The 23,301-nt window shown below is 63.2% G+C and carries 25 protein-coding genes, 1 tRNA gene and 1 pseudogene; 17 read left to right on the forward strand and 10 right to left on the reverse strand.

From position 1 onward, the window contains the following. Window positions 1-84: 84 nt before the first annotated feature. The 3 genes from A3AI_RS0107865 (at window position 85) to A3AI_RS0107875 (ending at window position 2,626) form a co-directional block, all read left to right on the forward strand. On the forward strand, window positions 85-561 hold the full coding sequence (locus tag A3AI_RS0107865; RefSeq protein ID WP_024515059.1) for a tellurite resistance TerB family protein: 477 nt from the start codon (window positions 85-87) through the stop codon (window positions 559-561). Between the two features lie 308 nt (window positions 562-869). Further along, on the forward strand, window positions 870-1,646 hold the full coding sequence (locus tag A3AI_RS0107870; protein ID WP_024515060.1) for an SDR family NAD(P)-dependent oxidoreductase: 777 nt from the start codon (window positions 870-872) through the stop codon (window positions 1,644-1,646). A gap of 176 nt (window positions 1,647-1,822) precedes the next feature. Further along, window positions 1,823-2,626, forward strand: coding sequence for a glutamine amidotransferase (locus A3AI_RS0107875; protein ID WP_024515061.1), 804 nt, complete (start codon window positions 1,823-1,825; stop codon window positions 2,624-2,626). A gap of 114 nt (window positions 2,627-2,740) precedes the next feature. Here the strand turns inward: A3AI_RS0107875 and A3AI_RS0107880 are convergent. After that, a tRNA-Ala gene (locus A3AI_RS0107880) sits at window positions 2,741-2,816 on the reverse strand. A gap of 212 nt (window positions 2,817-3,028) precedes the next feature. On the opposite strand from A3AI_RS0107880, the gene A3AI_RS0107885 reads away from it, so the two are divergent. Genes A3AI_RS0107885 through folD form a run of 3 tightly spaced genes read left to right on the forward strand, consistent with a single transcriptional unit; the run spans window position 3,029 to window position 4,567 of the window. Continuing rightward, a complete protein-coding gene (locus A3AI_RS0107885; protein WP_024515062.1) occupies window positions 3,029-3,319 on the forward strand; it encodes a YggT family protein in 291 nt (96 codons plus the stop codon). 18 nt (window positions 3,320-3,337) lie between these two features. Next, on the forward strand, window positions 3,338-3,664 hold the full coding sequence (locus A3AI_RS0107890; protein WP_024515063.1) for a DUF167 domain-containing protein: 327 nt from the start codon (window positions 3,338-3,340) through the stop codon (window positions 3,662-3,664). An 18-nt stretch (window positions 3,665-3,682) separates the two neighbouring features. Beyond that, window positions 3,683-4,567 carry a bifunctional methylenetetrahydrofolate dehydrogenase/methenyltetrahydrofolate cyclohydrolase FolD gene (folD, locus tag A3AI_RS0107895; RefSeq protein WP_024515064.1) on the forward strand — a complete coding sequence of 295 codons (885 nt, stop codon included), beginning with the start codon at window positions 3,683-3,685 and terminating at the stop codon, window positions 4,565-4,567. A gap of 114 nt (window positions 4,568-4,681) precedes the next feature. On the opposite strand, the gene ppa is transcribed toward folD, so the two are convergent. Then, window positions 4,682-5,212 (reverse strand): inorganic diphosphatase, encoded by a 531-nt coding sequence (ppa, locus tag A3AI_RS0107900; protein WP_024515065.1) that lies wholly within the window; start codon window positions 5,210-5,212, stop codon window positions 4,682-4,684. A gap of 168 nt (window positions 5,213-5,380) precedes the next feature. Continuing rightward, window positions 5,381-5,890 (reverse strand): GNAT family N-acetyltransferase, encoded by a 510-nt coding sequence (locus tag A3AI_RS0107905; protein ID WP_024515066.1) that lies wholly within the window; start codon window positions 5,888-5,890, stop codon window positions 5,381-5,383. A 264-nt stretch (window positions 5,891-6,154) separates the two neighbouring features. Between A3AI_RS0107905 and A3AI_RS0107910 the strand changes: the two genes are divergently transcribed. From A3AI_RS0107910 to A3AI_RS0107925, 4 genes and pseudogenes are all read left to right on the forward strand, one after another. Beyond that, a complete protein-coding gene (locus tag A3AI_RS0107910) occupies window positions 6,155-7,042 on the forward strand; it encodes a dienelactone hydrolase family protein (RefSeq protein ID WP_024515067.1) in 888 nt (295 codons plus the stop codon). Then, on the forward strand, window positions 7,039-7,506 hold the full coding sequence (locus A3AI_RS0107915) for a DUF2269 family protein (protein ID WP_024515068.1): 468 nt from the start codon (window positions 7,039-7,041) through the stop codon (window positions 7,504-7,506). Before A3AI_RS0107910 ends, A3AI_RS0107915 begins: the two co-directional genes overlap by 4 nt. Window positions 7,507-7,515: 9 nt before the next feature. Then, window positions 7,516-7,677, forward strand: a pseudogene (locus A3AI_RS47310) (NAD-dependent epimerase/dehydratase family protein); the annotation flags it as partial. 86 nt (window positions 7,678-7,763) lie between these two features. Beyond that, on the forward strand, window positions 7,764-8,171 hold the full coding sequence (locus A3AI_RS0107925) for a thiol-disulfide oxidoreductase DCC family protein (protein ID WP_024515070.1): 408 nt from the start codon (window positions 7,764-7,766) through the stop codon (window positions 8,169-8,171). Between the two features lie 117 nt (window positions 8,172-8,288). Here the strand turns inward: A3AI_RS0107925 and A3AI_RS0107930 are convergent, their stop codons facing one another. The 3 genes from A3AI_RS0107930 to A3AI_RS0107940 form a co-directional block, all read right to left on the reverse strand. Beyond that, window positions 8,289-9,539 (reverse strand): flavin monoamine oxidase family protein, encoded by a 1,251-nt coding sequence (locus tag A3AI_RS0107930; protein WP_024515071.1) that lies wholly within the window; start codon window positions 9,537-9,539, stop codon window positions 8,289-8,291. 154 nt (window positions 9,540-9,693) lie between these two features. Further along, entirely contained in the window at window positions 9,694-11,520 is a 1,827-nt protein-coding gene (gene typA, locus A3AI_RS0107935) for a translational GTPase TypA (protein ID WP_024515072.1), read from the reverse strand. A gap of 337 nt (window positions 11,521-11,857) precedes the next feature. Then, a complete protein-coding gene (locus tag A3AI_RS0107940; RefSeq protein WP_024515073.1) occupies window positions 11,858-12,619 on the reverse strand; it encodes a Crp/Fnr family transcriptional regulator in 762 nt (253 codons plus the stop codon). Window positions 12,620-12,795: 176 nt separating this feature from the next. Here A3AI_RS0107940 and A3AI_RS0107945 point away from each other — a divergent pair, with 176 nt between their 5' ends. Then, window positions 12,796-13,185 carry a response regulator gene (locus A3AI_RS0107945; RefSeq protein ID WP_024515074.1) on the forward strand — a complete coding sequence of 130 codons (390 nt, stop codon included), beginning with the start codon at window positions 12,796-12,798 and terminating at the stop codon, window positions 13,183-13,185. Window positions 13,186-13,232: 47 nt separating this feature from the next. Here the strand turns inward: A3AI_RS0107945 and A3AI_RS0107950 are convergent, their stop codons facing one another. Continuing rightward, window positions 13,233-14,684: a TAXI family TRAP transporter solute-binding subunit gene (locus tag A3AI_RS0107950; RefSeq protein ID WP_024515075.1), complete on the reverse strand. Its 1,452-nt coding sequence runs from the start codon at window positions 14,682-14,684 to the stop codon at window positions 13,233-13,235. A gap of 133 nt (window positions 14,685-14,817) precedes the next feature. Between A3AI_RS0107950 and A3AI_RS0107955 the strand changes: the two genes are divergently transcribed. Next, window positions 14,818-15,120 (forward strand): 4a-hydroxytetrahydrobiopterin dehydratase, encoded by a 303-nt coding sequence (locus A3AI_RS0107955; RefSeq protein WP_024515076.1) that lies wholly within the window; start codon window positions 14,818-14,820, stop codon window positions 15,118-15,120. Window positions 15,121-15,198: 78 nt separating this feature from the next. Continuing rightward, the gene (locus A3AI_RS0107960) at window positions 15,199-15,573 is read left to right on the forward strand and encodes a YkvA family protein (RefSeq protein ID WP_024515077.1); all 375 of its coding nucleotides are present in this window, start codon (window positions 15,199-15,201) and stop codon (window positions 15,571-15,573) included. Window positions 15,574-15,803: 230 nt separating this feature from the next. On the opposite strand, the gene A3AI_RS0107965 is transcribed toward A3AI_RS0107960, so the two are convergent. The 3 genes from A3AI_RS0107965 to A3AI_RS0107975 form a co-directional block, all read right to left on the reverse strand. Next, window positions 15,804-17,033 carry a TAXI family TRAP transporter solute-binding subunit gene (locus tag A3AI_RS0107965; protein WP_024515078.1) on the reverse strand — a complete coding sequence of 410 codons (1,230 nt, stop codon included), beginning with the start codon at window positions 17,031-17,033 and terminating at the stop codon, window positions 15,804-15,806. A 42-nt stretch (window positions 17,034-17,075) separates the two neighbouring features. Further along, window positions 17,076-18,008 carry an SEL1-like repeat protein gene (locus A3AI_RS0107970; protein WP_245286852.1) on the reverse strand — a complete coding sequence of 311 codons (933 nt, stop codon included), beginning with the start codon at window positions 18,006-18,008 and terminating at the stop codon, window positions 17,076-17,078. Window positions 18,009-18,538: 530 nt separating this feature from the next. Next, on the reverse strand, window positions 18,539-19,513 hold the full coding sequence (locus A3AI_RS0107975; RefSeq protein ID WP_024515080.1) for an NADPH:quinone oxidoreductase family protein: 975 nt from the start codon (window positions 19,511-19,513) through the stop codon (window positions 18,539-18,541). 158 nt (window positions 19,514-19,671) lie between these two features. On the opposite strand from A3AI_RS0107975, the gene A3AI_RS0107980 reads away from it, so the two are divergent. The 4 genes from A3AI_RS0107980 (at window position 19,672) to A3AI_RS0107995 (ending at window position 23,235) form a co-directional block, all read left to right on the forward strand. Next, window positions 19,672-20,511, forward strand: a complete 840-nt coding sequence (locus A3AI_RS0107980; protein ID WP_024515081.1) for an SDR family oxidoreductase — start codon at window positions 19,672-19,674, stop codon at window positions 20,509-20,511. Window positions 20,512-20,687: 176 nt separating this feature from the next. Next, the gene (locus tag A3AI_RS0107985; protein ID WP_024515082.1) at window positions 20,688-21,299 is read left to right on the forward strand and encodes an invasion associated locus B family protein; all 612 of its coding nucleotides are present in this window, start codon (window positions 20,688-20,690) and stop codon (window positions 21,297-21,299) included. 83 nt (window positions 21,300-21,382) lie between these two features. After that, the gene (gene rlmN, locus A3AI_RS0107990) at window positions 21,383-22,582 is read left to right on the forward strand and encodes a dual-specificity RNA methyltransferase RlmN (protein WP_024515083.1); all 1,200 of its coding nucleotides are present in this window, start codon (window positions 21,383-21,385) and stop codon (window positions 22,580-22,582) included. A gap of 161 nt (window positions 22,583-22,743) precedes the next feature. Continuing rightward, window positions 22,744-23,235: a hypothetical protein gene (locus A3AI_RS0107995; RefSeq protein ID WP_024515084.1), complete on the forward strand. Its 492-nt coding sequence runs from the start codon at window positions 22,744-22,746 to the stop codon at window positions 23,233-23,235. Window positions 23,236-23,301: the final 66 nt, after the last annotated feature.

Genomic DNA, 23,301 nt, shown 5'->3' on the forward strand with positions numbered 1-23,301 from the left:
CATTGTGCGGATGTTCGCTTTCCCCACATATTGAGCATGAGGCACTGCCATTCCGGCGGATGCCGAAGCCCGCGGTAGGACCAGATGCTCGACGGACTACGCCAATTCATTGCCGACGTTGTATCACCCCATCCCCATGGCAACCGCGCCTTCGATGAGAACGGCTATCAACTGGCTGCCACTGCGCTATTGATCCATGTGATCTCGCTCGACGGCGAGCCGTCCGAGATCGAGAAGCGCAAGCTACACAGCCTGATCGAGAGCCGCTTCGGGCTCGATCCCGGCACTGCCGACCAGCTGATCAGGTCCGCGACCCTGGCCGAGGGTGAGGCGGTCGACCTCTATCATTTCACCAGCGTCATCATGCGCGAGGTCAATGAAGAGGGGCGCCTGCGCATTGTCGAGATGATGTGGGAGTTGGTCTATGCCGACGGCGCAGTCAGCGAGTTCGAGGACAATGTGGTCTGGCGTGCCGCCGACCTGCTCGGCATCTCCTCGCGCGATCGCATCGATCTGAAGCACCTGGTCGCAGGCCGACGCTCAGCCGAGGCCGGCGCCTGAAGGGCGGGCTTTCAGTTGGTTCGCGCGAGGCCTTTCCCTAGGGCGCTTGCTCCCTGCCTGGTCCGGACGCTGCGGCAATCCGCCTCGCTGCCGCGCAGTCGACGCCCTACATGAAGAAACTTTAATCTGCGGGGTGTCTCGGCTGCTACCGCCAAACGGTAAGTTTGGCGCGACGCGGTCGCAGGCGCCCGCTTCTAAACGTTTGCGCACATCGCCATGCGGTTTGGGCGACTTGCAACCCACGGCAACCCTATGCTCTCGTCTTCAGTGTTAGAACCATAGCCAAATCATCTTAGAGCACTGGAATCGTGACTGAACGTGTGACGCTGATAACCGGTGCCTCGGCGGGAATAGGCGCCGAACTTGCGCGCGTCTTTGCGAGTCGAGGCCACCGTCTAGCCTTGGCTGCACGGCGGGCGGATCGACTGTTTGCGCTCGCCTCGGAGTTGAAGGCCCAGGGCAGGCCGGAGCCCGTTGTCATTCCCTGCGATCTCGAGGCGGCCGACGCCGGCGACAAGATCGAGGCCGCGCTCACGGCGGCCGGCGTGGAGCTTGAATATCTCGTCAACAATGCCGGCTTTGGTGCGTGCGGTCCGAGTCTCGAACTTGATCGCGCACGCCAGCTCGGCATCATTGATGTCAACATCCGGGCGCTGACCGACCTCTCGCTGCGGTTCTCCAAAACCCTGATCAAGAATCGCGGCGGGCTGCTCAATGTCGGATCGATCGCCGGTTTCTTGCCGGGTCCCGGCATGGCCGTGTACTACGCGTCGAAGGCGTATGTGTTGTCTTTCACCGAGGCGCTGCGCAAGGAGCTCGAGCCTCATGGCGTGCGCGTCACCTTGCTTTGTCCGGGGCCGGTGCAGACCGAGTTTCAGGAGCGCGCCAACTACAAGCCTGGCTTCGATTACTCCGTGCTCGACATGTCGCCCCGCGAGGTCGCGGAGCAGGCCTATCGCGGCTTGATGGCCAACAAGCGCGCAGTGCTTCCCGGCCTTGGCATCAAGCTGGTGCCATTCATGTTGCGTCTGTTCCCGCGCGGCTTCATTCTCGCCGCCGTCGGCCGTTTCCAGACCAAGCAGTAGTTTCGAGGCTTGGCTGGGCGGTTGACGCTCACCTCTGCTCGCCGCGAGAGGTGAACAAGGCGTGCAAAACCACTGCTTTGGCCCGCGACTTGCTTCCGTGTGTGACTGAACTCACGCGAAATTAAGAATTGCTTAGGTACGATTTCGCGCTGGGTTAAAGAACTTTGCGCGGGCCCATGTCGAATCGCTCGAAATACCTTCGCGGCCAGAACCTGGTTTCCTTTCCGCCTGCCCGCCCTCCGATCTCGAGGTCCAGCGAGCCGAAGCCGTTACGACCGGTCCTGGTGGTCCTGCACCAGGAGACATCCAGCCCCGGTCGGGTGGGCAACGCCTTGCGCACGCTCGGCTACCAGCTTGACATCCGCCGGCCGCGCTTTGGTGATGCGCTTCCGACAACGCTGGATGGGCACGCCGGTGCCGTCATTTTCGGCGGCCCGATGAGCGCCAATGATACCGACGACTATGTCCGCGCCGAGATCGACTGGATCGAGATCCCCTTGCGCGAGGGCCGTCCCTTCCTCGGGATTTGCCTCGGCGCGCAGATGCTGGCCAAGCAGCTTGGTGCCGCCGTCGCCCCGCATGAGCAAGGCGTGGTTCAGGTCGGCTATTACCCGATCCGTCCCACGGCTGCGGGCATGGGCGTCTGCTCTGACTGGCCGGAACAGGTCTATCACTGGCATCGCGAGGGCTTTGAGCTGCCGTGCGGCGCCGAACTGTTGGCTTCGGGCGACGATTTCCCGGTGCAAGCAATCCGCTACGACACCTGCTTCGGCCTGCAGTTCCACCCCGACGTCACGTACGCCATGATGCATCGCTGGACTGCCCGCAGCTGCGACCGCATGGATGCGCCTGGCGCTCGGCCGCGTCACCAGCACTTCGCAGACCGCGCGGTCTACGACGCCGTCGAGCGCGCGTGGCTGACGCATTTCATTGAGGGATGGCTGCTGCAGGTGCCGGTGTTCGCTCAGGTAGCGGAGTGAGTTGCTGATCCTGAGCGGTAATCTTGAAAGCCCGTCTTCGCCCGTTGGGCTACGCCGGGCACGCTCTGTCTTCGGCCAAGCGCGGCTGCGCCACGCGTAGCCGAAGGCAGAGCGTGGTGGAGCCAGGCGGGATCGAACCGCCGACCTCATCATTGCGAACGATGCGCTCTCCCAGCTGAGCTATGGCCCCGTCACGACCACCTTTGCAGAAATAGGGAGGGCAAAGGCGGCTTCAAGCGGCGCCATTTACAGTCCGTGACAACCCCAAGTCAATTGAGAAGTCGGGAGGTGCGAAAATCCCGGATTTGCGCGGATTTGCCGGGAAGTTCCCTTGTTTGGTGGGGTCGGAACCGATATCTAGCGGGAGCTATCCCACGACCGCAGCATTCGAGCCCCTCCCCCATGCGAGCTGTTCTCGACATCGTTCTCATCGTCCTTGATCTCTACATCTGGCTCTTGATCGCGTCCGCGATCCTGTCCTGGCTGGTTGCGTTCAATGTCGTGAATACCCGCAACCAGTTCGTCGCAGCGGTGGCCGAATTCCTCTATCGGATCACCGAGCCGTTGCTGGCGCCGATCCGCAATTTCCTGCCCAGCCTTGGCGGGCTCGATATCTCGCCGATCATTCTGATCCTGATCATCATGTTCCTTGAACGGGTGATCACCTATTACATCTATCCGGCGGTGTTCTGACACTTGACCGATGGCCTGATGCTCCCTTGGCGTGCTTCGACCGGGGGCATCAGTGTCGCGCTGCGGGTGACGCCACGCGGAGGCCGCGACGATATCGAGGGGATCGAGACGCTCTCTGACGGACGCAGCGTGTTGAAGATGCGGGTCCGTGCCATGGCCGATGGCGGCGAAGCCAATCGCGCCGTCATCGAATTGCTGGCCAGAGCGCTAGGCGTGCCAAAGGCGAAGTTGCGGCTCGTCTCAGGCGCGACCTCGCGGCTGAAGCAGGTTGCGATCGACGGCGATCCAGCAGAACTCGGCAGGTCCTTGCGGACGCTGACGCAGGCCAGGCACAGCAAGACCTAACTACCTAAGGGAATCGACATGACGGCTCGCATCATCGATGGAAAGACGATCGCCGCCGAGCTTCGCGCCCAGGTCGCGGGCGAGGTCGCTCGCGTCAGGCGCGATCACGGCCTCACACCGGGGCTTGCGGTCGTGCTGGTTGGCAACGATCCCGCGAGCGAAGTCTATGTGCGCAGCAAGCACACCCAGACGCAAGCTGCCGGCATGGCGTCCTTCGAGCACAAGCTGCCGGCCGAGGTCTCGCAGGAGCATTTGCTGGCGCTGATTGCGAAGCTGAACCGCGATCCCACGGTGCATGGCATTCTCGTGCAATTGCCGCTGCCGAAAAGGCTCGACACCGAAACCATCATCAACGCTATCGATCCCGCCAAGGATGTCGACGGCCTGCATCCGCATAATGCCGGGCGGCTTGCCGGCGGCTTTGCGGCGCTGGCGCCATGCACGCCGCTCGGCTGCATCATCCTGAGCAAGAGCGTGCATACCTCGCTCGCAGGCATGAACGCGATCGTGATCGGCCGCTCCAATCTCGTTGGAAGGCCGCTCCTGCAGTTGCTGCTGAATGAGAACGCGACGGTAACGATCGCGCATTCGCGCTCGCGCGACCTGGCGAAACTCTGTGCCCAGGCTGACCTGGTCTATGCGGCGGTCGGCAAGCCGGAAATGGTGCGCGCCGACTGGATCAAGCCAGGCGCGACCGTAATCGACGTCGGTATCAATCGTCTGCCGACGGCGGCAGGCAAGACGAAGCTGGTCGGGGACGTGGCCTTTGCGGAAGTGTCGCAAGTCGCCGGAGCGATCACGCCGGTGCCCGGCGGCGTCGGGCAGATGACCGTGGCGTGCCTTCTGGTGAACACGCTGCGCGCGGCGTGTGCGATCGCAGGATTACCGAAGCCGGCGGTGTGATCGGTTGTCGTTCCGGGGCGCCTCGAAGAGCGAACCCGGAACCTGAAGATTCTCGGATGTGCGATTGCACATCTGAGCTCGATACCAGCGCATCGCCCCGGAATGACGGCCGCCTTACTTCCTCTTCGCGCGCTCGATGCCTTCGGCAATCAGCTTCTGGGCGTCCTCAGGCCCGCCCCAACGCTTGATCTTGACCCACTTGCCGCGCTCCAAATCCTTGTAGTGTTCGAAGAAGTGCTGGATCTGCTGCAGGGTGATGTCGGGCAGGTCGCTATAGGTCTTCACCCGGTCGTAGCGCTGGGTGAGCTTGGAGGAGGGCACTGCGATGATCTTCTCATCGCCGCCGGCCTCGTCTTCCATGAACAGCACCCCGACCGGACGCACGCTCATCACAGCGCCGGGCACGATGGCGCGGGTGTTGGCGACCAGGACGTCGCAGGGGTCGCCGTCATCGGACAGTGTGTGCGGGATGAAGCCGTAATTGCCGGGATAGCGCATGGCGGTATAGAGGAACCGGTCGACGATCAGCGTACCGGCTTCCTTGTCCATCTCGTATTTGATTGGCTCGCCGCCGACCGGCACCTCGATGACGACGTTGACTTCGCGTGGCGGATCGATCCCGATCGGGATGGCGTCAATACGCATGAAAATGGGCTCCGTGCGGCCTGCAGTCAGGCTTTGAAACGTGGGCTTCTGGACCGGCTAATACGCGTCAAACCGCGCGGGCGCCAGAGCGCAGTGCACAAAAATGGTATGCACCTTGACAGCTCAAATATGGCTGAAAAGTTGTGCCCGCTAAAGCGGGCTCGCGCCTTAGTTAGTCCAGGCGAACGCGACCTTGTCGAGCGACTTCGGCCCGAAGCGTTCCGAGGAGCGGGCTACCATGCGGCCGCCGAGAGTGCGGTAGAATTCGGTGGCGGGATCATTGTCCGACAGTGCCCAGACCACCATGCTGCGCAGGCCGCTCTGCGCGAGATCACGCTTGGCGGCGGTAAAGAGCCGGCGGCCGAAGCCGAGGCCCTGGAATTCCGGCCGTAGATAGAGTTCGTAGATCTCGCCTTCGAAGTGGAGGCTACGCGCGCGGTTGCGACCGTAATTGGCGTAACCTGCGATCTTGTCGCCGAACACCAGCACGCTGACGCGGCTGCCCTTGCGGATCGCACTGTCCCACCATTGCGGGCCGCGGCGATTGATCAGCTTTTCCAGTTCGGCACCGGGGATGATGCCCTGATAGGCTGCACGCCAGGCTTCGTCATGGGTGGATGCCACTGCAGTTGCATCTGCAGCTTTGGCCGGCCGGACCTCGATCAGGGTTGTGCTCATGACGCTGATCAAACCAAGTCCGCGGGCTCGCTTCAAGGTCCATCGTTAATTATCGGTTAACGTGTGGACTTTCTGCATCAGTTCATCGCAAGCCTGTATCGAAAAAGGACAAAGCGCCTCTTGAAGCGGTCGCCGGCTGGCCGGGGCCAGTGCAACTTCACTGCGCTCAAAGTTTTTTACCGCTTTGCCCCCGGTCGACGCCGCATTTGATTCGCTGCGGCTGGTGTGTTGCCGTTGCGGGAGAGCCGAAGGGATCGGAATTTCATGCGTTTCTTAACTGCGGTTTTCGCGTGGCTTGCGGTCGGCCTTGCCGCCGCATCTGCCCAGACCTTCGGCGCGGTGGGAGCGGAAGGCGCAGGCCTGCGCGCGCAGCAATGGCTGGTTCCGTCAGGCGATGCTGCGGTTGCCGCGCGTGCAATCCTGTTTCGCCCCGATGGTGATGGGCCGTTCCGATTGGCGGTGATCGCACATGCCTCGACGCAAAATGTCCTGCGCCGGGCGCAGATGCCGCAACCGGACTATCAGCCGCTCGCGGCGTTCCTGGTCGGTCGCGGCTTTGCCGTGCTGGTGCCGGAACGCCTGGGCCATGGCGCCACTGGCGGGACTTATCTGGAAGACCAGGGTGGTTGCGACGAGGCGGACTATGCCCGCTCCGGACGCGCAACGGCCGATGAGATTGCCGCGGCGCTGAGCTTCATGCGCACACAGCCCTTCGTGCGGCCTGAAGGGGTGGTCGTGATCGGCCATTCCGCCGGCGGCTGGGGCGCGCTCGCACTTAGCTCGAGCGACCCCCGCGAGATTGCTGCGATCATCGCTTTTGCGCCCGGCCGCGGCGGACATGCCAATGATCGCGAGAACCAGGTGTGCGCACCGCATACGCTGATCGCCGCAGCATCCGCTTTTGGCAAGGCCGCGCGCGTGCGCGTGACCTGGCTGGTCGCCGCGAACGATACCTATTTCTCTCCGGAATTGTCGCGGAGATTGGCGGACGCATTCCATGCGGCCGGTGGCAAGGTTCAATTTTCCGTGTTGCCGCCGTCCGGCAGCGAGGGACACTGGATGGCGGAGACCGCAACAGGCGTGAAGCATGCGGAAAGCGCGCTGAACCGTGCGCTGAAGCCTGACGCCTCCAGGACGGCCAAAAAACCATGACGCTCTATTTCCTGGCCAAATACCTGCACGTCCTCGGCGCTATCGTCATTCTCGGCACCGGGACGGGCATCGCGTTCTTCATGCTAATGGCGCATCGAACCGGCGATGCTGCCTTCGTCGCTCGTACCGCATCTGTCGTGGTGACCGCGGACATGCTGTTCACGCTGTCGGCGGTGATCGCGCAGCCGATCACAGGCCTCCTTCTGATGAAGCTTTCGAGCACGGGCCTTGGCGAACGCTGGCTTGTTTCCTCGCTCGGGCTTTATGCCGTCGCCGGCCTGCTCTGGGTGCCTGTCATTTTCATGCAGATCGAGATGCGCGATCTTGCCCGCCTCGCGGCGGAAAAAGGAACGGGGCTGCCGCCGCGATACTTCACGCTGTTTCGCCGCTGGTTTGCCTTCGGCATTCCGGGCTTTGGCTCGGTCATGATCATCCTGTGGCTGATGATCGCAAAGCCGTTTTGAGGGCGAAAGATGAGTGAAGCGAACGCGCGCAACGTTCTCGTGCTCGGCGCGTCCGGCCTGATTGGCCGGTTCGTCACCGACGATCTGCGGCAACGGGGCTTTGCGGCGACAGGCGTCGCGCGGAAATTCTTCGCGGGCCAGCGCATCAGCGCGCTTGATCTCGAGATGCCGTGCTGTTGCTCGGCTCAGGGCTTCGTAGCTGCGCCAAGACCGGCGATCGTGCTGATGGTGGTCGCATTGCTGATGCTGGACAACAGATGAGCCGCTGGCCCGACGATGACGTGATCCTCTATGACGGCGTCTGCGTATTCTGCTCGCGCTGGATTCGCTTCATCGCGAAGCGTGACGTAGCCGCCCGTTTCCGCTTCACGCCGATCCAGTCGGCCTATGGCACGCGTCTGGCGCAGGCCTTTGGGATCGATCCCGATGATCCCGATACGAACGCGGTGGTGCACGGCGGCATTGCCTATTTCAAATCCGACGCCGCGCTGACCGTGCTGTCGCATCTGCCGGGGTGGGGCTGGACGAGGGCGTTGTTTATGATGCCAAAGCCGCTGCGCAACGCGGTCTACACGGTCGCCGCACGCAACAGGTATCGGATTTTCGGGAAGTATGATGCTTGCTTCGTGCCTGATGTGGCGATGCGGGCGCGGGTACTGGAATAGAGCTCGAAGGTCCCGTCATTCCGGGCGATGCGAAAGCATCGAGCCGGGAATCTCGAGATTCTCAGGCGCGTAATTATGCGCCATAGTTCACGCTCCGCGTGCCCCGGAATGACGGCGCTAACGATTAGCGCTCTCAATTACCGCCAGCACCTCATTCGCCGCCCGCTCGCCTGAATCCCGCGCCCCATGCGCCGTCGAGAAGAAGTTCGGCGACGTCGCTTCGCCCGCAAAGAACAGCCGTCCATCCACCGGTGCCGCCAGCACAGCGCGCTTCCCCGCATGTCCGGGCAGCGCGTGCGAATAGGAGCCGCGGGCGAAGGGGTCGTGGGCCCAGCGCGACTCACGTAGCGGCGTCAGCCTGCGACGGAAATCACTGCCGAGATACGACACGATCTCGTCGATGCTCGCGGCAGCGATCGCGCCGTCGCCTGCATCTTCCAATTCCCTGGCATAGCGGCCGCCGAAAAAGCCTTCGATGCAGGGCTGGCCGAACGGGCGGATGTGGTAGGTGCCCATCGCCGTGCGCATCGTGGCGCCGCGCAGATTGCCATCCCTTGGCAGCGCCTCGGGCCCGGACAGCGCCAGTGTCACCTTCTCGTCGACCCCGAGCGGCAGGGCCGCCGCGGCGTCTACTTTCGCGGATAGCGCCGGGAAAAAGCGGATCGCCTGATCTGCGATCAGGTTGGTCGGCACCGTCACAATGACCTTGTCCGCGGTCAGCGTGCCGAGCGAAGTCTCGATGCGCAAGCGCTGTTGCGAATGATCGATTAGAGCGACGTTGCAATTGAATGCGATCGGCAGCCCCGCGCCATAGGCCGCGATCAGCGCGCCATAGCCGCGTCGCACCCGCCAATTGTGGCCGCTGTCCTCATAGGCATCGACATCGAGCACCGAAACCTGGTCGAGTTCGCACCCGTTTACATAGGTGGAAATCGCATCGATCATCGGATTCCAGCGGTTATCCGGCTCGAGATAGAGGTTGGCGGCGCAGTCCTCGCCCCGAAGCGCGGCTTGTCCGAGGCGGTCATAGAAGGCGTCGATCGCGCGGAAGAATTCCTGCCGCTCTCGTTCCGGAAACACCTCGCCAAAGGCCCGGTCACGCCACGGCGGCAGCGTGCGATCGACCTCAAAATTCAGCTGCTCGGCGATGAGGACGAAGGAATTTTGATCCGCCGAATGCAACCAGCCGCAGCCGACGTCGAAGATGACATCAGGCGCCGCCTGCACCGTATGGCCGCGCCCGCCGACGCGGTCGCGCGCTTCCAACAGGATGATGTTGAGGCCGGAATCTTTCAGCGCATGCGCGGCCCCCAGGCCGGCGGCGCCTGCGCCGATGATGACGACATCGACCGAGGAGGAGAGGGGCATTGGATGTCTGGTTTCGTCGCTATACCCCGGGCACGAGCGCAAAGCGCATCTTCGTTCTCATGCTCCCGGGCATCCACGTCTTTCCCGCCCAGTATCGGAGACGTGGATGGCCGGGACAAGCCTGGCCATCACGGCTGCCGCGCGGTTGGCGCCGTTACGCCACCGCTTCCTTGGCCTTTTCGGCGCGCTTGCGGTCGTTGGGATCGAGGTGCTTCTTGCGCAGGCGGATCGACTTCGGCGTCACCTCGACGAGCTCGTCGTCCTCGATATAGGCGAGCGCCTTTTCCAGCGTCATCTTGATCGGCGGCGTCAGCCGCACTGCCTCGTCCTTCGACGTGGTGCGGATGTTGGTGAGCTGCTTGCCCTTGAGCACGTTGATCTCGAGATCATTGTCGCGGGTGTGCTCGCCGACGATCATGCCCTTGTAGACCTTCCAGCCCGGCTCGATCATCATCGGGCCGCGATCTTCCAGCTTGAACATGGCGTAGGCCACTGCGTCGCCCTGGTCATTGGAAATCAACACGCCGTTGCGGCGGCCCTGGATCTCGCCCTTGTAGGGCGCATAGCCGTGGAACAGGCGGTTCATGATCGCGGTGCCCCGGGTGTCGGTGAGCAGTTCACCCTGATAGCCGATCAGGCCGCGGGTCGGCGCGTAGAACACCAGCCGCAGCCGGTTGCCGCCAGAGGGACGCATCTCGATCATCTCGGCCCTGCGCTCGCTCATCTTCTGCACGACGACGCCGGAATGCTCCTCGTCGACGTCGATCACGACCTCCTCGATCGGCTCCAGCGTCTGCCCGGTGGCCTCGTCCTTCTTATAGACGACGCGCGGACGCGACACCGAAAGCTCGAAGCCCTCGCGGCGCATGGTCTCGATCAGGATCGCGAGCTGCAATTCGCCGCGGCCCGAGACGTCCATGGAATCCTTGTCCTCGGCTTCGCGGACGCGCAGCGCGACATTGCCCTCGGCCTCGCGCAGCAGGCGATCGCGGATCATGCGGCTGGTCACCTTGTCGCCCTCGGTGCCCGCGAGCGGCGAGTTGTTGACGATGAAGGACATCGACACCGTCGGCGGGTCGATCGGCTGCGCCGTCAGCGGCGTCTCGACCGTGGGATCGCAGAACGTGTCGGCGACAGTGCCCTTGGTGAGGCCCGCAATAGCGACGATGTCTCCGGCATCGGCCTCCTCCAGCGGCGTGCGTTCGATGCCGCGGAAGGCGAGGATCTTGCTGATCCGTCCCTGCTCGATCAGCTTGCCGTCGCCGGCGAGCACCTTGACCTGCTGGTTCGGCTTGATGCTGCCCGAGGTGATGCGGCCGGTGATCAGGCGTCCGAGATAGGGATTGGCCTCGAGGATGGTGCCGATCATGCGGAACGGACCTTCCTCGATCTGCGGCGCCGGCACATGGCGGAGGATCAGGTTGAACAGCGGCTCCATACCGGCGTCCTTCGGGCCTTCCGGGCTATTCGCCATCCAGCCCTGCTTGGCCGACCCGTAGAGGATCGGAAAATCAAGCTGCTCTTCGTTCGCGTCGAGCGCTGCGAACAGGTCGAACACCTCGTTGATAACCTCGGTCGGCCGCGCGTCGGGGCGGTCAACCTTGTTGATCACGACGATCGGCCGCAGGCCCACCTTCAATGCCTTGGAGACCACGAATTTGGTCTGCGGCAGCGGACCTTCGGCGGCGTCGACCAGCACCAGCGCGCCGTCCACCATGTTGAGGATGCGCTCGACCTCGCCGCCGAAATCAGCGTGGCCGGGGGTGTCGACGATGTTGATGCGGGTGTCCTTCCACTGCACCGAGGCCGCCTTGGCCAGAATGGTGATGCCGCGCTCGCGCTCCAGGTCGTTGGAGTCCATGGCGCGCTCGGCGACCTTCTGGTTCTCGCGGAAGGTGCCGGATTGCTGCAGCAAGCGGTCGACGAGGGTGGTCTTGCCGTGGTCGACGTGGGCGATGATGGCGACGTTGCGGAGGTTCATGGGTTGCTTCTTTTGGTCGTGCAATGGCTCAAGGCGCGATCTCGCGGGATAGCCGGGACCTGTTTCCGTTAACGCTTGAAACCTGAGAAATTGAGGGGCCGCGCGATCCCAAAAAGGAAGCCCGGCCAAACGACCGGGCACCTTGCGCGTTTGCAGCGCAATATATTCAGAAAAAGCCAAAAAACAATGGGGCTGTTTGACAATTGGTTAGCCGTTTTCCGACCGCAAAAACGCGGGTTTAGGGCATGATCCGGACCCGTGGGACCGCGTTAGCGAAAACCGGGTCGGTTTTCCGAAAAGTTCATGCTGAAAAACCACTGAAGCGCGATTTGGCGTTTCAAGCTGGGCCTTCCTTGGTCGGGTAGACCCCCCGCAAGACCTCCTCGAAATGGCTCTTCACCTGCTCGTTGCAGAGGCAGGCGCGCTCGGCCAGACGCGCGCGGTCGCACACCAGGATGGCGCCGCGTCTGGTCTGCAGGATGCCCTCGGCCTTGAAAGTCTGGATCACGCGGCTGACATAGGAGCGCCCGACCCCGAGCAGGGTGGCGAGCTGCTCATGCGTCAGCGGCACGGCGTCGGCAGCTTCGGTGCGCTCGATCGCTGAGATGATCCATTTGGCGGTGCGCTGCTCGATGGAATGGATGGCGTTGCAGGCGGTCGACTGGAAGATCTGCGCCAGCATGCAGTCGGCATAGCGGGTGAACACGTTGCGCAGGGTTTTCGATTCGGCTTTCGCCGCATCGAGCCTGCTGACAGGCATGCGCTCGAAAGGGCCACCGAATTTGACAATGATGCGCGTGTACGCCGGCAGAAAGCCCTGGCTAACAATGCCGCCGACCGCGCCCTCGCGGCCGACCAGGATGGTCTCGACGTCGCGGCCGTCTTCGCTCGTGACCAGGAAGGTCGCGAGGCTCGGCCCGCAGGGGAAATGCACCACGCTGACATCGTCGCCGGGGCTGTAGAGCACGTCATTTGCCTCGACCTCCTCGAACGACAGATGCGGTGCGATCAGCGCATAGTCATCCGCATTCAACCGCCGCAGCAGGTTGTTGTAGGGGCGGTCGGTAACCTCGGCTGTCGGGTCGAGCCGTCTCAGCATGAATGAAATCTCTCCTCGCTGAGGGATAATCGCCAAGCCAGTTTCTTGGTTCCGTCTACTAGTGCACAGACCTGCAGCGCAGGCTGTGATGGCTTCATCCTGGGAACCCGTCGGCGCGCTAATCCCAGGCACCGACAGCGGGCCGTCCTGCCAAATCCAACAGACATGGCTGATCAATGGAGTCCGCCCCTCTCAACGGCTTTCCCACGCTGCCCAATGACGTGCTGATCGTCGAAGACGACCCGATCATCGCGCTCGATTTCGAGGACACGATTCTCGGCTTCGGTGTGACCTCGGTGCGTTCGGTCGGCAATGTCGCCGCCGCGCTTGCCGCCATCGCGGCGCGGCCGCCGGATTTCGCCCTGCTCGATGTCGCCCTTGCGCGCGAGAAGAGCTTTGCGGTCGCCGAGCAGCTCGACGTGCTGAACATTCCGTTCGCGTTCGTGACCGGCTATGGCGGCGCTGCGAGCGTGCCGGCGGCTTTTGCGGGCCGACCGAGGCTCGGCAAGCCTTGCACGGCGGACACGCTGGAAGCAGCGTTGCGGCGGGGGATGAGATCAGGGTGAGGTAAGACGCTGATCGCTCGCTATAGGAAGATTGTGTGACGGCCGAATTAAAGCGTGCCAGCGGCGCGGAGCTGAGCGCCGGCGCGTGGCAGGCTCTGGGCGATGGTTGCAAGCACCAGCTTGCGGTCGGCGACCGCACGGTGGAATTGCTCCAGAGCGATATTGAAGGCGGTCAGCGCGCCTTCCGGGATCGCGCCGTCCTCGAAGCAATGCAGCGTGTCGCGCAGGATCGTATCCGCCTCGCTCTGCAGGACATCGAGTTCATCGGTCGATTCGCTCCGGCGCGCGACCGCGATCATGTCGAGCAGGCGCTCGCGCAGATGGCCGTTGTTGGTGCGCTCGTCGCGCTTGAGATAGCCGGCGAACCAGGCCCCCAGCGAGCCCGTGGCCGACAGTGCCATCAGGGTCCACCAGATGTAATCGCTGTATTTGTCCAGGAACGTCTTCTCCTCGCCGTCGACAAAGGCGGCGGCACCGGGATGCGCCGGGATCACGGCGTCCTTGTCGGTGTCGGGGGTCTCGATCTTTGCGGCCAGCGGGAATTCGGTCAGCAATTGCTGGCGGGCCGCGAAAAGCTGGCGGGTGAGCGCAGCCACGGTCGATTCCGACAGGCCTTTGCGGGCGACGATGTGGTGGTTGAAGCTGATGGTTTTCACCTCGTCGTCGGGCCGCTCCGGCGAGCCGCCGAACGCGCCGGAGGGAATTTCCGCGGACTCATACACAGGATGGTTCTGTGCAATCGCTTCCGCCGAATCGATGGCAAGGAAGGTCGGCTCGCCGCCGTCCTTGGCAGAAGCAGCGATCGCGTCAGCGGTGATCTTGCTGTTGACCGGGCCGGCGGCGAGATAGACGTCCGCCTTCTGGTTGCGGATGGCCTCGGACGCCTCGGCGGCGGGGAATTGCACGACATCGACCTTGTTGGGATCGACGCCGGATTGCTGCAGGATCACCTTGAGCAGGTTCACATTGGCCTCGGTCCGGCCGACCACGCCGATGCGATGTCCGGCCACCTGGGAGATCTTGGTGATCCTGGCGCCCGACTTCTTTTTGCCCTTTGCCGGCGCCGGCACCCAGATCACCACGACATTCTTGCGCAGCGTGGCGACGGCCTGCGCATTCTTTGGCACGTCGAGATCGCCGCGGATGATGGCGAGGTCGACCTTGCCCTGCGACAGCGCATCCGCGCTTGCGACGGCGCCGTCGGTCTGGATCAGTTTCAGCCGGACATGGCCATGGGTTTGCGCGAAAGCATGGGTCAGCGTCTGCACCACCCTGACGTCGTCGCTGTTGGTCGGCCCAACGGCGATCTTCAACGTCTCCGGCCGCATGACGAAATAATAGCCGCCGGCGATGGCGCCGACCAGTGCGAGGAGCAGGGCGATCGCCACCAAGAGCGTCTGCCGCCCCGCCTGGCGCGGCGAGGACGCGGCCGGCGCGGCGGCCAATTTGACGCCTCCGGTCATGGATCTCCCAAACAAGCGTTTCAGGCTTAGCTTCATCTGGCCGGCATGGTTCAAAAGACAGTCTAGCAAATTCCTTGCCCGGAAAGGGTTACAACTGCGTCATGGTTGCCGGACCCAGCGCCAACTTGCGGTGTTAAGGTAAAGTTCCGGGAAAGCATGGGAGACGATCATGGTGGAGCGGTTATCGGCAGAAGCCCGCAAATCGGCCCTGAAGACCCTGTCCGGCTGGACCGAGGTGGCGGGCCGGGAGGCGATCGCACGGACCTTCGTATTCAAGGATTTCAACGAGGCCTTCGGCTTCATGTCGCGCGCAGCGCTGGTTGCCGAGAAACACGACCATCATCCGGAGTGGCGCAATGTCTACAAGACCGTGGAGGTGGTGCTTGCCACTCACGATGCCGGTGGCGTCACCGAGCGCGACGTCGCCCTTGCCAAGGCAATGAATGCGATCGCAGGCCAACTCGGGGTGTGAGCCGCGAGTCCTGATAGAGAAACCTTGCACCTGCGGCGCCCAATGCCCAATTGCTTGTCGTTGGAGGGAGCCGCAGCGATGGCAAGTGAATATTCGGTGGGTTTCGAGCCGGCTGACCGGCTGGCGGAAGACCGCGAAAGCGTACGCCGGAAGTTCTGGATCAAGTTCAAGCGCGTGGTGGCGAAGCTTCCTTTCGCGGAAGATCTGCTCGCTGCCTATTACTGCGCTTTCGACCGGCAGACGCCGCGCCACGTCCAGGCGTCGCTGCTAGGGGCGATTGCCTATTTCATCCTGCCGTTCGACTTCATTCCCGACATGCTTCCCGTGCTCGGCTTCACCGATGACGCGGCCATCCTCGCGACCGCGCTCCGTCTGGTAGCAAGCCACATCACGGACGAGCACCGCCAAGCCGCGCGCGCCGCGCTGAAGCGGGGCATCGACGGCGAAAGCTGAAGCGGATTGCCTGTAACGCAATTCGGGTGAGGGGCGCGCAACGCCAACCAGATACCGTAGCCCCTCACCCATTTGCGCTGGACGATGCTGCGCGATCGCCAGTAGCAACTCGACGTGCGACTCAATACTCAACTCGACTTTCGGCATCGAAGTCGGAGTGATCCGACTTCGACTGTGCTCAATGCCCAATTCCGGCTCCCCCGCGAGTTGGGTGGGAGTGGTGAGCCAAACTACTGGCTGGAGCGCGCGCGCCGCGCGGGCTTGGTCTCGGCGGGAGCAGCCGCCTGTGCCTGGGCCTGCGCATTCTCCTTGGCCGTCTGATCGGCCTGCCAAGCCTGGAATTGCTTGAACAGCGCTTCCTTGTCGGCCTCCGACTGCGCGCCTTTGGCCGCAGCCGGGTTCTGCTGCAGGAAGTCGTCGAAGCGATTGCGTGCACCTTGTTCGAGGCCGTGCTGATCGAGCCATTGCTTGGCGTAGGGCAGGCGTTGCCAGCCCTGCAGCGGCGCCGCCAGCGACACTTCCTTCCACTTCGGATGGAAGGGTGGGTTCTGGAATGCCGGGAACTTGGTGAAGAAGGCATCCACGAACAGCGACAGCTTGCGGTAGCGGTCGGTATTCTGCGCCCAGTTATAGGCCGCAAGCACGGCCGGCACTGCGATGGTGTCGACCTGGCCCTCCTCCTTGGAGATCAGGTTCGGATAATCGGCCGAGGTCAGGCGCGCCGGCAGATAGTCGCCCTGCAGTGGCTTGTCGTAATCCACCGTCACGAGATGAAAGCGGCCGTCATTGGCGAAGGTCGAGACGGACTTGTAGGGCTTGCCGCCAACCACGATCACGGCGTCGATCTCGCCCTTCTTGAGCTTCTCCATCGCGATGCGCTGCTCGATATAGACGAAATTGGCCTTCAGTCCGAGCCGCTCGAACACGGTCAGCGCGGTGACGAAGGTGCCGCCATTGGGCAGATCGACGCTGATGGTCTTGCCCTCGAGCTCCCGCAGATTGTGGAAGGTCTTCGGAGCAATAACCTGCATCTCCTCGTTGTAGAGCTTGGTGACGTAGGTGAATTGCTTCTTGATGTCCTTGGCGAAACCCTTGCGCTCGAGATAGTCGAGCGTGTCGGCGCGTACGATGCCGAGGTCGACGCCCTGCAGGAACAGAATGTCGGCGACGCTCTGCACCGAGCCGCGGCCGACGATCGGCAGCACGCGCAGCTGGTTGCCGTTGTCGAGCAGAGAAGCGAGGTCGGCGCCGAACTGCACGTAGGTGCCGCCGATCGTGCCGGTGATCAGCGTCACCGTGTTGGCATTGAGCGACTGCTTGGTCTGGGCCGAGCCAAATTGAAAGATTGCCCGGAGACTGTCGCTGACCTTGGCCGGGTCATACTCGGTCTCGTCGGCGCGCGCCGCAAAGCCGCACGCCATCATGATGGCAACGAGTGCCAGTCCGAAAATACGTCGCATGAGGTTCCCTTGATATCGCGTCGTGATGTCGAAGAAGACGTGTCAGTTCGGCAATTGCGCGAGAAGCCGTTGCGCCTCGGGGGAGCCGAGTTGCGCGGCCTTCTGGTACCAAGCCCGCGCCTTGTCAGGCTCCGGCGTGATGTTGCGGACATCCGACGTGCCGAGTGCGGTCGGGTCATAGGTCCGCGCCAGAATCAGCGCCGCGTTGGCGTCCTGGCCCTCGGCGGCGCGCTCGAGCAGAAGCCGCGCGGCCGGGATGTCGCCCATGGCGAGCATGTCCTTGGCGCGCTTCATCAGCACGGCAAGCTCCTGGGGCTCGATCCGCTTGAGTGGCTGCGTTGCCGCCTGGGGCTCCGGTGCCTGCGGCATCAGTGCCGGCGACGGCACGGCCGCTTGTGGCGCGGTAGGCGCGACGGCGACGGGCGGGCGCGCCTGCAGCGCGCTCTGATAGGCGGTGGCGATATCCTCGCGCGAGGGCGCAACGTTGGCGACCACGACGGGCGCTTGCGCGGGTGCTGCGACTTGCGGCTGAACCGGCGGTGCGCCGCCGTGCGCGGGATCCCTCAACTGCAGGTCGCCGGACGTGAGCTGCGCAGCATCGGCCTGTGCGGTCGCGGAAGGCGTCGGTATAGAAGCGGCAATCGATGCCTTGGCGTTGACGATGATGTCGCGCGTGGCGTCGGAGGAAAACCATGCGAACAGCATGGCGACGCCGGATGCCGCAACGACGGCCATCAGGATTTTCGAGGAGACCGAAGCCATCCGGCGCTTGCGCGCCGGTACGAATTCCTCCGGCTCCGGTTCGCCATCGGGATCGGAGAGGAACAGCGGGATCGATGGTTCGGCTGTGTACTCATCCCGCGCGGAGCGTCCGAACTTGTAGGCAGCCGACTGCGTGTTGGTGTCGGTGAGGTCTTCGTCATACCCGTCTAGACTGGGCGCGAAGGAACGAAATCGCGACTTGTGTTCGACCATGATGATGCTTCCCACAACTGTGACGCAACAATTGGGGCAGCCGCTCGGCCAGAACTTTCCCTGCTTATTATAGTTGTCCAGACGCCGCCCCGGTACTGGAACGCCTAATCCGCCGTTTGAATCAGCCCAAAAGACGGCCCTCTTTGGCGCGAATGGGGAGATATTTTGGATTTATTGAGGCGCATGCGAACAATTCACGCCGAGATTGCGTGGCCTCTTTTATTCAAATCCGGCGCAATCGGGCATGTTGCATCAGATGATCTGTTGCAGCGATTGCGCAGCCTTGGGCGGCGGGCCGAGTCACGAATCTCTGCGCCGCGCCGCAATAACTTGTGCATGCACATCGATCGGCAGCCGGCAGCGCGGGGTGACGGCGGCGTTGGTCAAGCGCCGATTGCCGCACGCGAGACGGCATTATCCCGCCGTCACCGCTGATGGCTAATTTGTGGCAATCTTGCGGAACATGACATTCGTGCGAAGGATCGCGCGTAATTAGTTGCGACGGTTAACGCGCGACCCTGCAGCGCCGCTCAGGGATGCAGGATCACCTTGCCCATGGCTTGGCGGCCCGCCAGTACTTTCAGCGCATCGGCGGTCTGCGCGAGCGGGAAGGTGCGATCGACGTGGGAGGAGATCTTGCCCTCCGCGGTCCATTGCACGAGCTTCTGCAGATTGGTTCGGTTTTTTGCCGGGTTCAGCCGTGCCCAATTGCCCCAGAACACGCCGCGGATGTCGCAGCCCTTGAGCAATGCGAGGTTGAGCGGCATTTTCGGAATGTCGCCGGCGGCAAAGCCGATCACCAGGAAGCGGCCTTCCCATGCGATCGAGCGCAAGGCAGCTTCGGCGTAAGTGCCGCCGACGGGATCGAAGATGATGTCGGCGCCCTTGCCGTCGGTCAGCCGTCGCAAACCTTCCTTCAAGTCTTCCTTGGCGTAGTTCAGCGTCAACTCGGCGCCGTGCGCTTTGGCAAATTCAAGCTTCTCCTCCGACGAGGCGCAGGCGATCACCTTGAGCCCCATCAGCTTGCCGAGCTCGCAAGCCGCGAGGCCCGTGCCGCCGGCGGCACCGAGCACGGCAAGCGTCTCGCCCTTCTTGGGGCTTGCGCGATCTTCCAGCGCATGCAGCGCCGTGCCGTAGATGATGATGATGCCCGCAGCACGGTCGAAGTCGAGACTGTCGGGAATCTTGACAATCGACGCGGCCGGCAGCGCGATCTTCTCACGCGCGCCATTATGGCCGCAGGAGGCCACCACGCGATCGCCGACCTTCAGATCGGTGACGCCGGGGCCGACGCTCTCGATCACGCCGGCAACTTCGGCCGCGGGCGAGAACGGGAAGGGCGGTTTGATCTGGTACTTGCCCTGGATCATCAGGATGTCGAAAAAATTCAGCGCCGCCGCCTTGATCGCGATCACGGCCTGTCCAGCCTCCGCCACCGGATCGGGGATGTCCGCCAGCACGAGATCGTCGGGTTGGCAAAATTGCGAGCAGAGAATGGCTTTCATGGATACACCCGGGTTTCGGTCGCAGAGTTGATGATTCCAGCTTGTCATTGCGAGCGCGGCGAAGCAATCCAGCGCGGCACAAAGATGATGAATTGCCTCGTCGCGTGCGCCATTCTCAACTGCGGGGCGTGGCGGCCGGCTCAGGGAGGAATAGAACAATGTTTGAAAAGAACCTGCTGAAGGACAAGCGCATCCTCGTCACCGGCGGTGGTAGCGGACTTGGCGCCGCAATGGGCCGCCGCTTCCTGGAGCTCGGTGCCGAGATCGTCATTTGCGGCCGCAGGCGGGAACTCCTGGAAACGACCGCAGCAGAGCTGCGAGCGGCCACGGGCGGCACGGTCAGTGCGATCGCCTGCGACATCCGCGATGGAGCCGGCGTCGATGCCATGATGGACGAGATCTGGCGCGAGGCGCCGCTCGACATCCTGGTCAACAATGCCGCGGCGACCTTTATCGCGCAGACGGAGCAGCTGTCATTCCGTGCGGCGGATGCCATCCTCGCGCCAACTCTGCATGGCACCATGTATTGCACGATCGCAACAGGCAGACGCTGGATCGAAGGCGGTCACAAAGGCGTGGTGCTCTCGATCCTATCGACCTCCACCATCACCGGCCGCGCCTTCACCGTGCCCTCGGCGATGGCGAAATCGGCGGTACTTGCGATGACCAGGAGTCTTGCGGTGGAGTGGGGACCGAAGGGCATCCGCACGGTGGCGATCGCGCCGGGCGCGTTTCCGACGCCTGGTGCCTCGGGCCAGCTGCGCCCGGAGGGCCGCGACTCCGGCTGGGCCGCGCGCAATCCGCTCGGCCGCGTCGGCGAGCACCGCGAGCTCGCCGATCTTGCAAGCTTCCTGATCTCGGATGCCGCCGCCTATATCAATGGTGAGATGGTGGTGCAGGACGGTGGCGCACATCTGCGCTCGTCCGGCGCCGAAGATCTGCTGCAATGGAGCGAAGCGCGGTGGCGCGATCTGCGCGCGTCGCGCGGCAAAAGCTAGGCTAAGATGAGACCGCAATTAGCGAAGCGTTAGTTACCAAGGGGCTAAATACGAAGGCCAAGTGACGATCGTTCGTGGTTTCCTTTCGACGAATCGCAATCACGGCGATGGCTCGCCTTGTACGTTCCAATCTCGGGCCATCTTCCAGTCACAATATTGGAGGAACCAACCGCACCATGTGGTTTCGGCGGGCGCTGACAATCTTGGCCATCAACGGGCTGGCGTGCGGGGTTGCCGACCTCGCGCTGGCGCAGGCTGCGCCATCTCCAAAGCCCGCGAAGACCACGGCCAAGCCGGCGGCAGCGCCGAAATCGCCGGCAGCTGCTGTGGCAGGTGGCGCCGAGCCTGTCCTCATCGGCCAGTTCGGTACCTGGGGCGCCTACACCGCGACCCCGAACGGCAAGAAGGTGTGCTTTGCGCTGGCCAAGCCCACCTCGTCCAAGACCAATCCGCCGAACCGGCCGCGCGATCCGGCCTTTGCCTTCGTCTCGACGCGGCCTTCGGAGAAGGTCTTTAACGAGGTCTCGGTCATGATCGGCTATGCCCTCAAGCCGGGATCGGAATCGACGCTCGAGGTCGGCGGCGCGAGTTACGCGATGTACACCCAGGGCGACGGGCTCTGGATCAAGAATGCTGCAGAAGAGGAGCGCATGGTCGAGGCCATGCGCCGCGCCGCGGACGCCGTGGTCAAGGGCGTCTCAGCCAAGGGCACCGAGACGACCGACACTTTCTCGCTGAAAGGCCTGTCCCAGGCGCTCGATCGCATCGCGCAGGACTGCAAGCGCTAGGGTTATTTTAGATAGAAATCGGGTGTTTTGCTGCCTTTCCAGCGCGAGCGGGAAGGCTTATTTGATGAGACATGACCGACCTCATGACATCAGCTAGCGGAGGCGCGACCGCGCCCTTGGAAAAAACGCCGCTCGAGACCTATGTGCCGCCGGCCAAGCCGTCGCTGATCGGCCTGTCGCGCGCCGAGCTCGCCGATCGTCTCGGGGAGATCGGGATCGCACCGGCGCAGCGCAGGATGCGGGTGCAGCAGCTCTGGCACTGGATCTATTTCCGTGGCGCCAAAAGCTTCGAGGAGATGACATCGATCTCCAAGGATACCCGCGCGGAGCTCGCCGGGCATTTTACCGTCGACCGGCCCGAGGTCGTTGCTGAGCAGATCTCCAATGACGGTACCCGCAAATGGCTGCTGCGGCTGCCATCGGGCGACAAGCTCGAAAGGCCGCATGAGGTCGAGTGCGTCTATATTCCCGAGACCGACCGCGGCACGCTCTGCGTATCCTCCCAGGTCGGCTGCACCCTCAATTGCTCCTTCTGCCACACCGGCACGCAGCGGCTGGTGCGCAACCTCACGGCCGGCGAGATCGTTGGCCAAGTGATGGTGGCGCGGGATCGTCTGAATGACTGGGCCGACCGCGAGAGCGGCGGCCGGCTCGTCACCAACATCGTCATGATGGGCATGGGCGAGCCGCTCTATAATTTCGATGCGGTGCGCGATGCGCTTTTGATCGTCGCCGATAATGAAGGCATCGGGATCTCGCGCCGGCGCATCACGCTGTCGACCTCCGGCGTGGTGCCGAACATCATCCGTGCCGGCGACGAGATCGGGGTGATGCTGGCGATCTCGCTGCACGCGGTGCGCGACGAATTGCGCAACGAGCTCGTGCCGCTCAACCGCAAATATCCGATAGCCGAGTTGCTGCAGGCCTGCCGCGACTATCCCGGCGCGTCGAATGCTCGACGCATCACCTTCGAATATGTGATGCTCAAGGGCGTCAACGATTCGCTCGACGATGCCAGGCTCCTGGTCAAGCTGCTCAAGGGCATTCCTGCCAAGATCAACCTGATACCGTTCAATCCGTGGCCGGGCACCGCTTACGAATGCTCGGACTGGGACGAGATTGAAAAATTCTCCGAATACATCTTCAACGCCGGCTACTCTTCGCCGGTGCGCACGCCGCGCGGCCGCGACATCCTCGCCGCCTGCGGGCAGTTGAAATCGGAGACCGAAAAACTCTCCGCGCGCGAGCGCCAGGCGTTGCGCGCCATGGCCATGACGGATTGAGAATCTGTAGTGTCGCCTAATTCGTCTGTACAAGTGAAGCGAAGCAATCCAGAACCCCACGTGCGGCTCCGGATTGCTTCGTCGCGGAGCCTGTCATCGGGCCGCGCTTGCGCGGACCCGGTGGCTCCTCGCAATGAGGCAAGCATCGGTGGTTACCCTGCATGGCGCTGATCGGCCGCCTTCTTGTTATCTTCCTCGCGTTCCTCGCCGCCTGCCTTGCAGCGGGGATCATTGTCGTCAGCGCGCTTTTGTTTCCGGAGTTCAGTGAGCTCGGCACCGGCCCGGTGGACGAGGGCGCGCTGGATGTTCTGCTCGGCTTCAGCTTCATCATCGTATCAGGCTTTGCGCTGGTGCCGGCGACGCTCATCGCCGCGATCACCGAGGCTTTCTATATCCGCGGGCCCCTGACCTATGCGATCGGCGGCGGCTTCATGGGGTTGGCCTGTTATCTCGGCCTGGTTCCCTTCGATACCGACACGTGGCAGTTCGAGGGCGTCGTCCGGCGGCACCTGGAAATCATGACCGGCGCCGGCATTGTCGCGGGCCTTGTCTACTGGCTGATTGCTGGCCGCAACGCAGGCGCCTGGCGCAAGCCGCCGCCCCGCCTCGACCCGCCACCGCCGCTCCCTTCGGCCTCGCGGCCGCCGTTGTGAGGCTTGTTCAGTGATTTCGGGGCGATGCGCCAGTATCGAACCCGGAATCTCGAGATTCCGGGTCTG

Source organism: Bradyrhizobium sp. Tv2a-2 (assembly GCF_000472425.1).
Classification (GTDB): domain Bacteria; phylum Pseudomonadota; class Alphaproteobacteria; order Rhizobiales; family Xanthobacteraceae; genus Bradyrhizobium.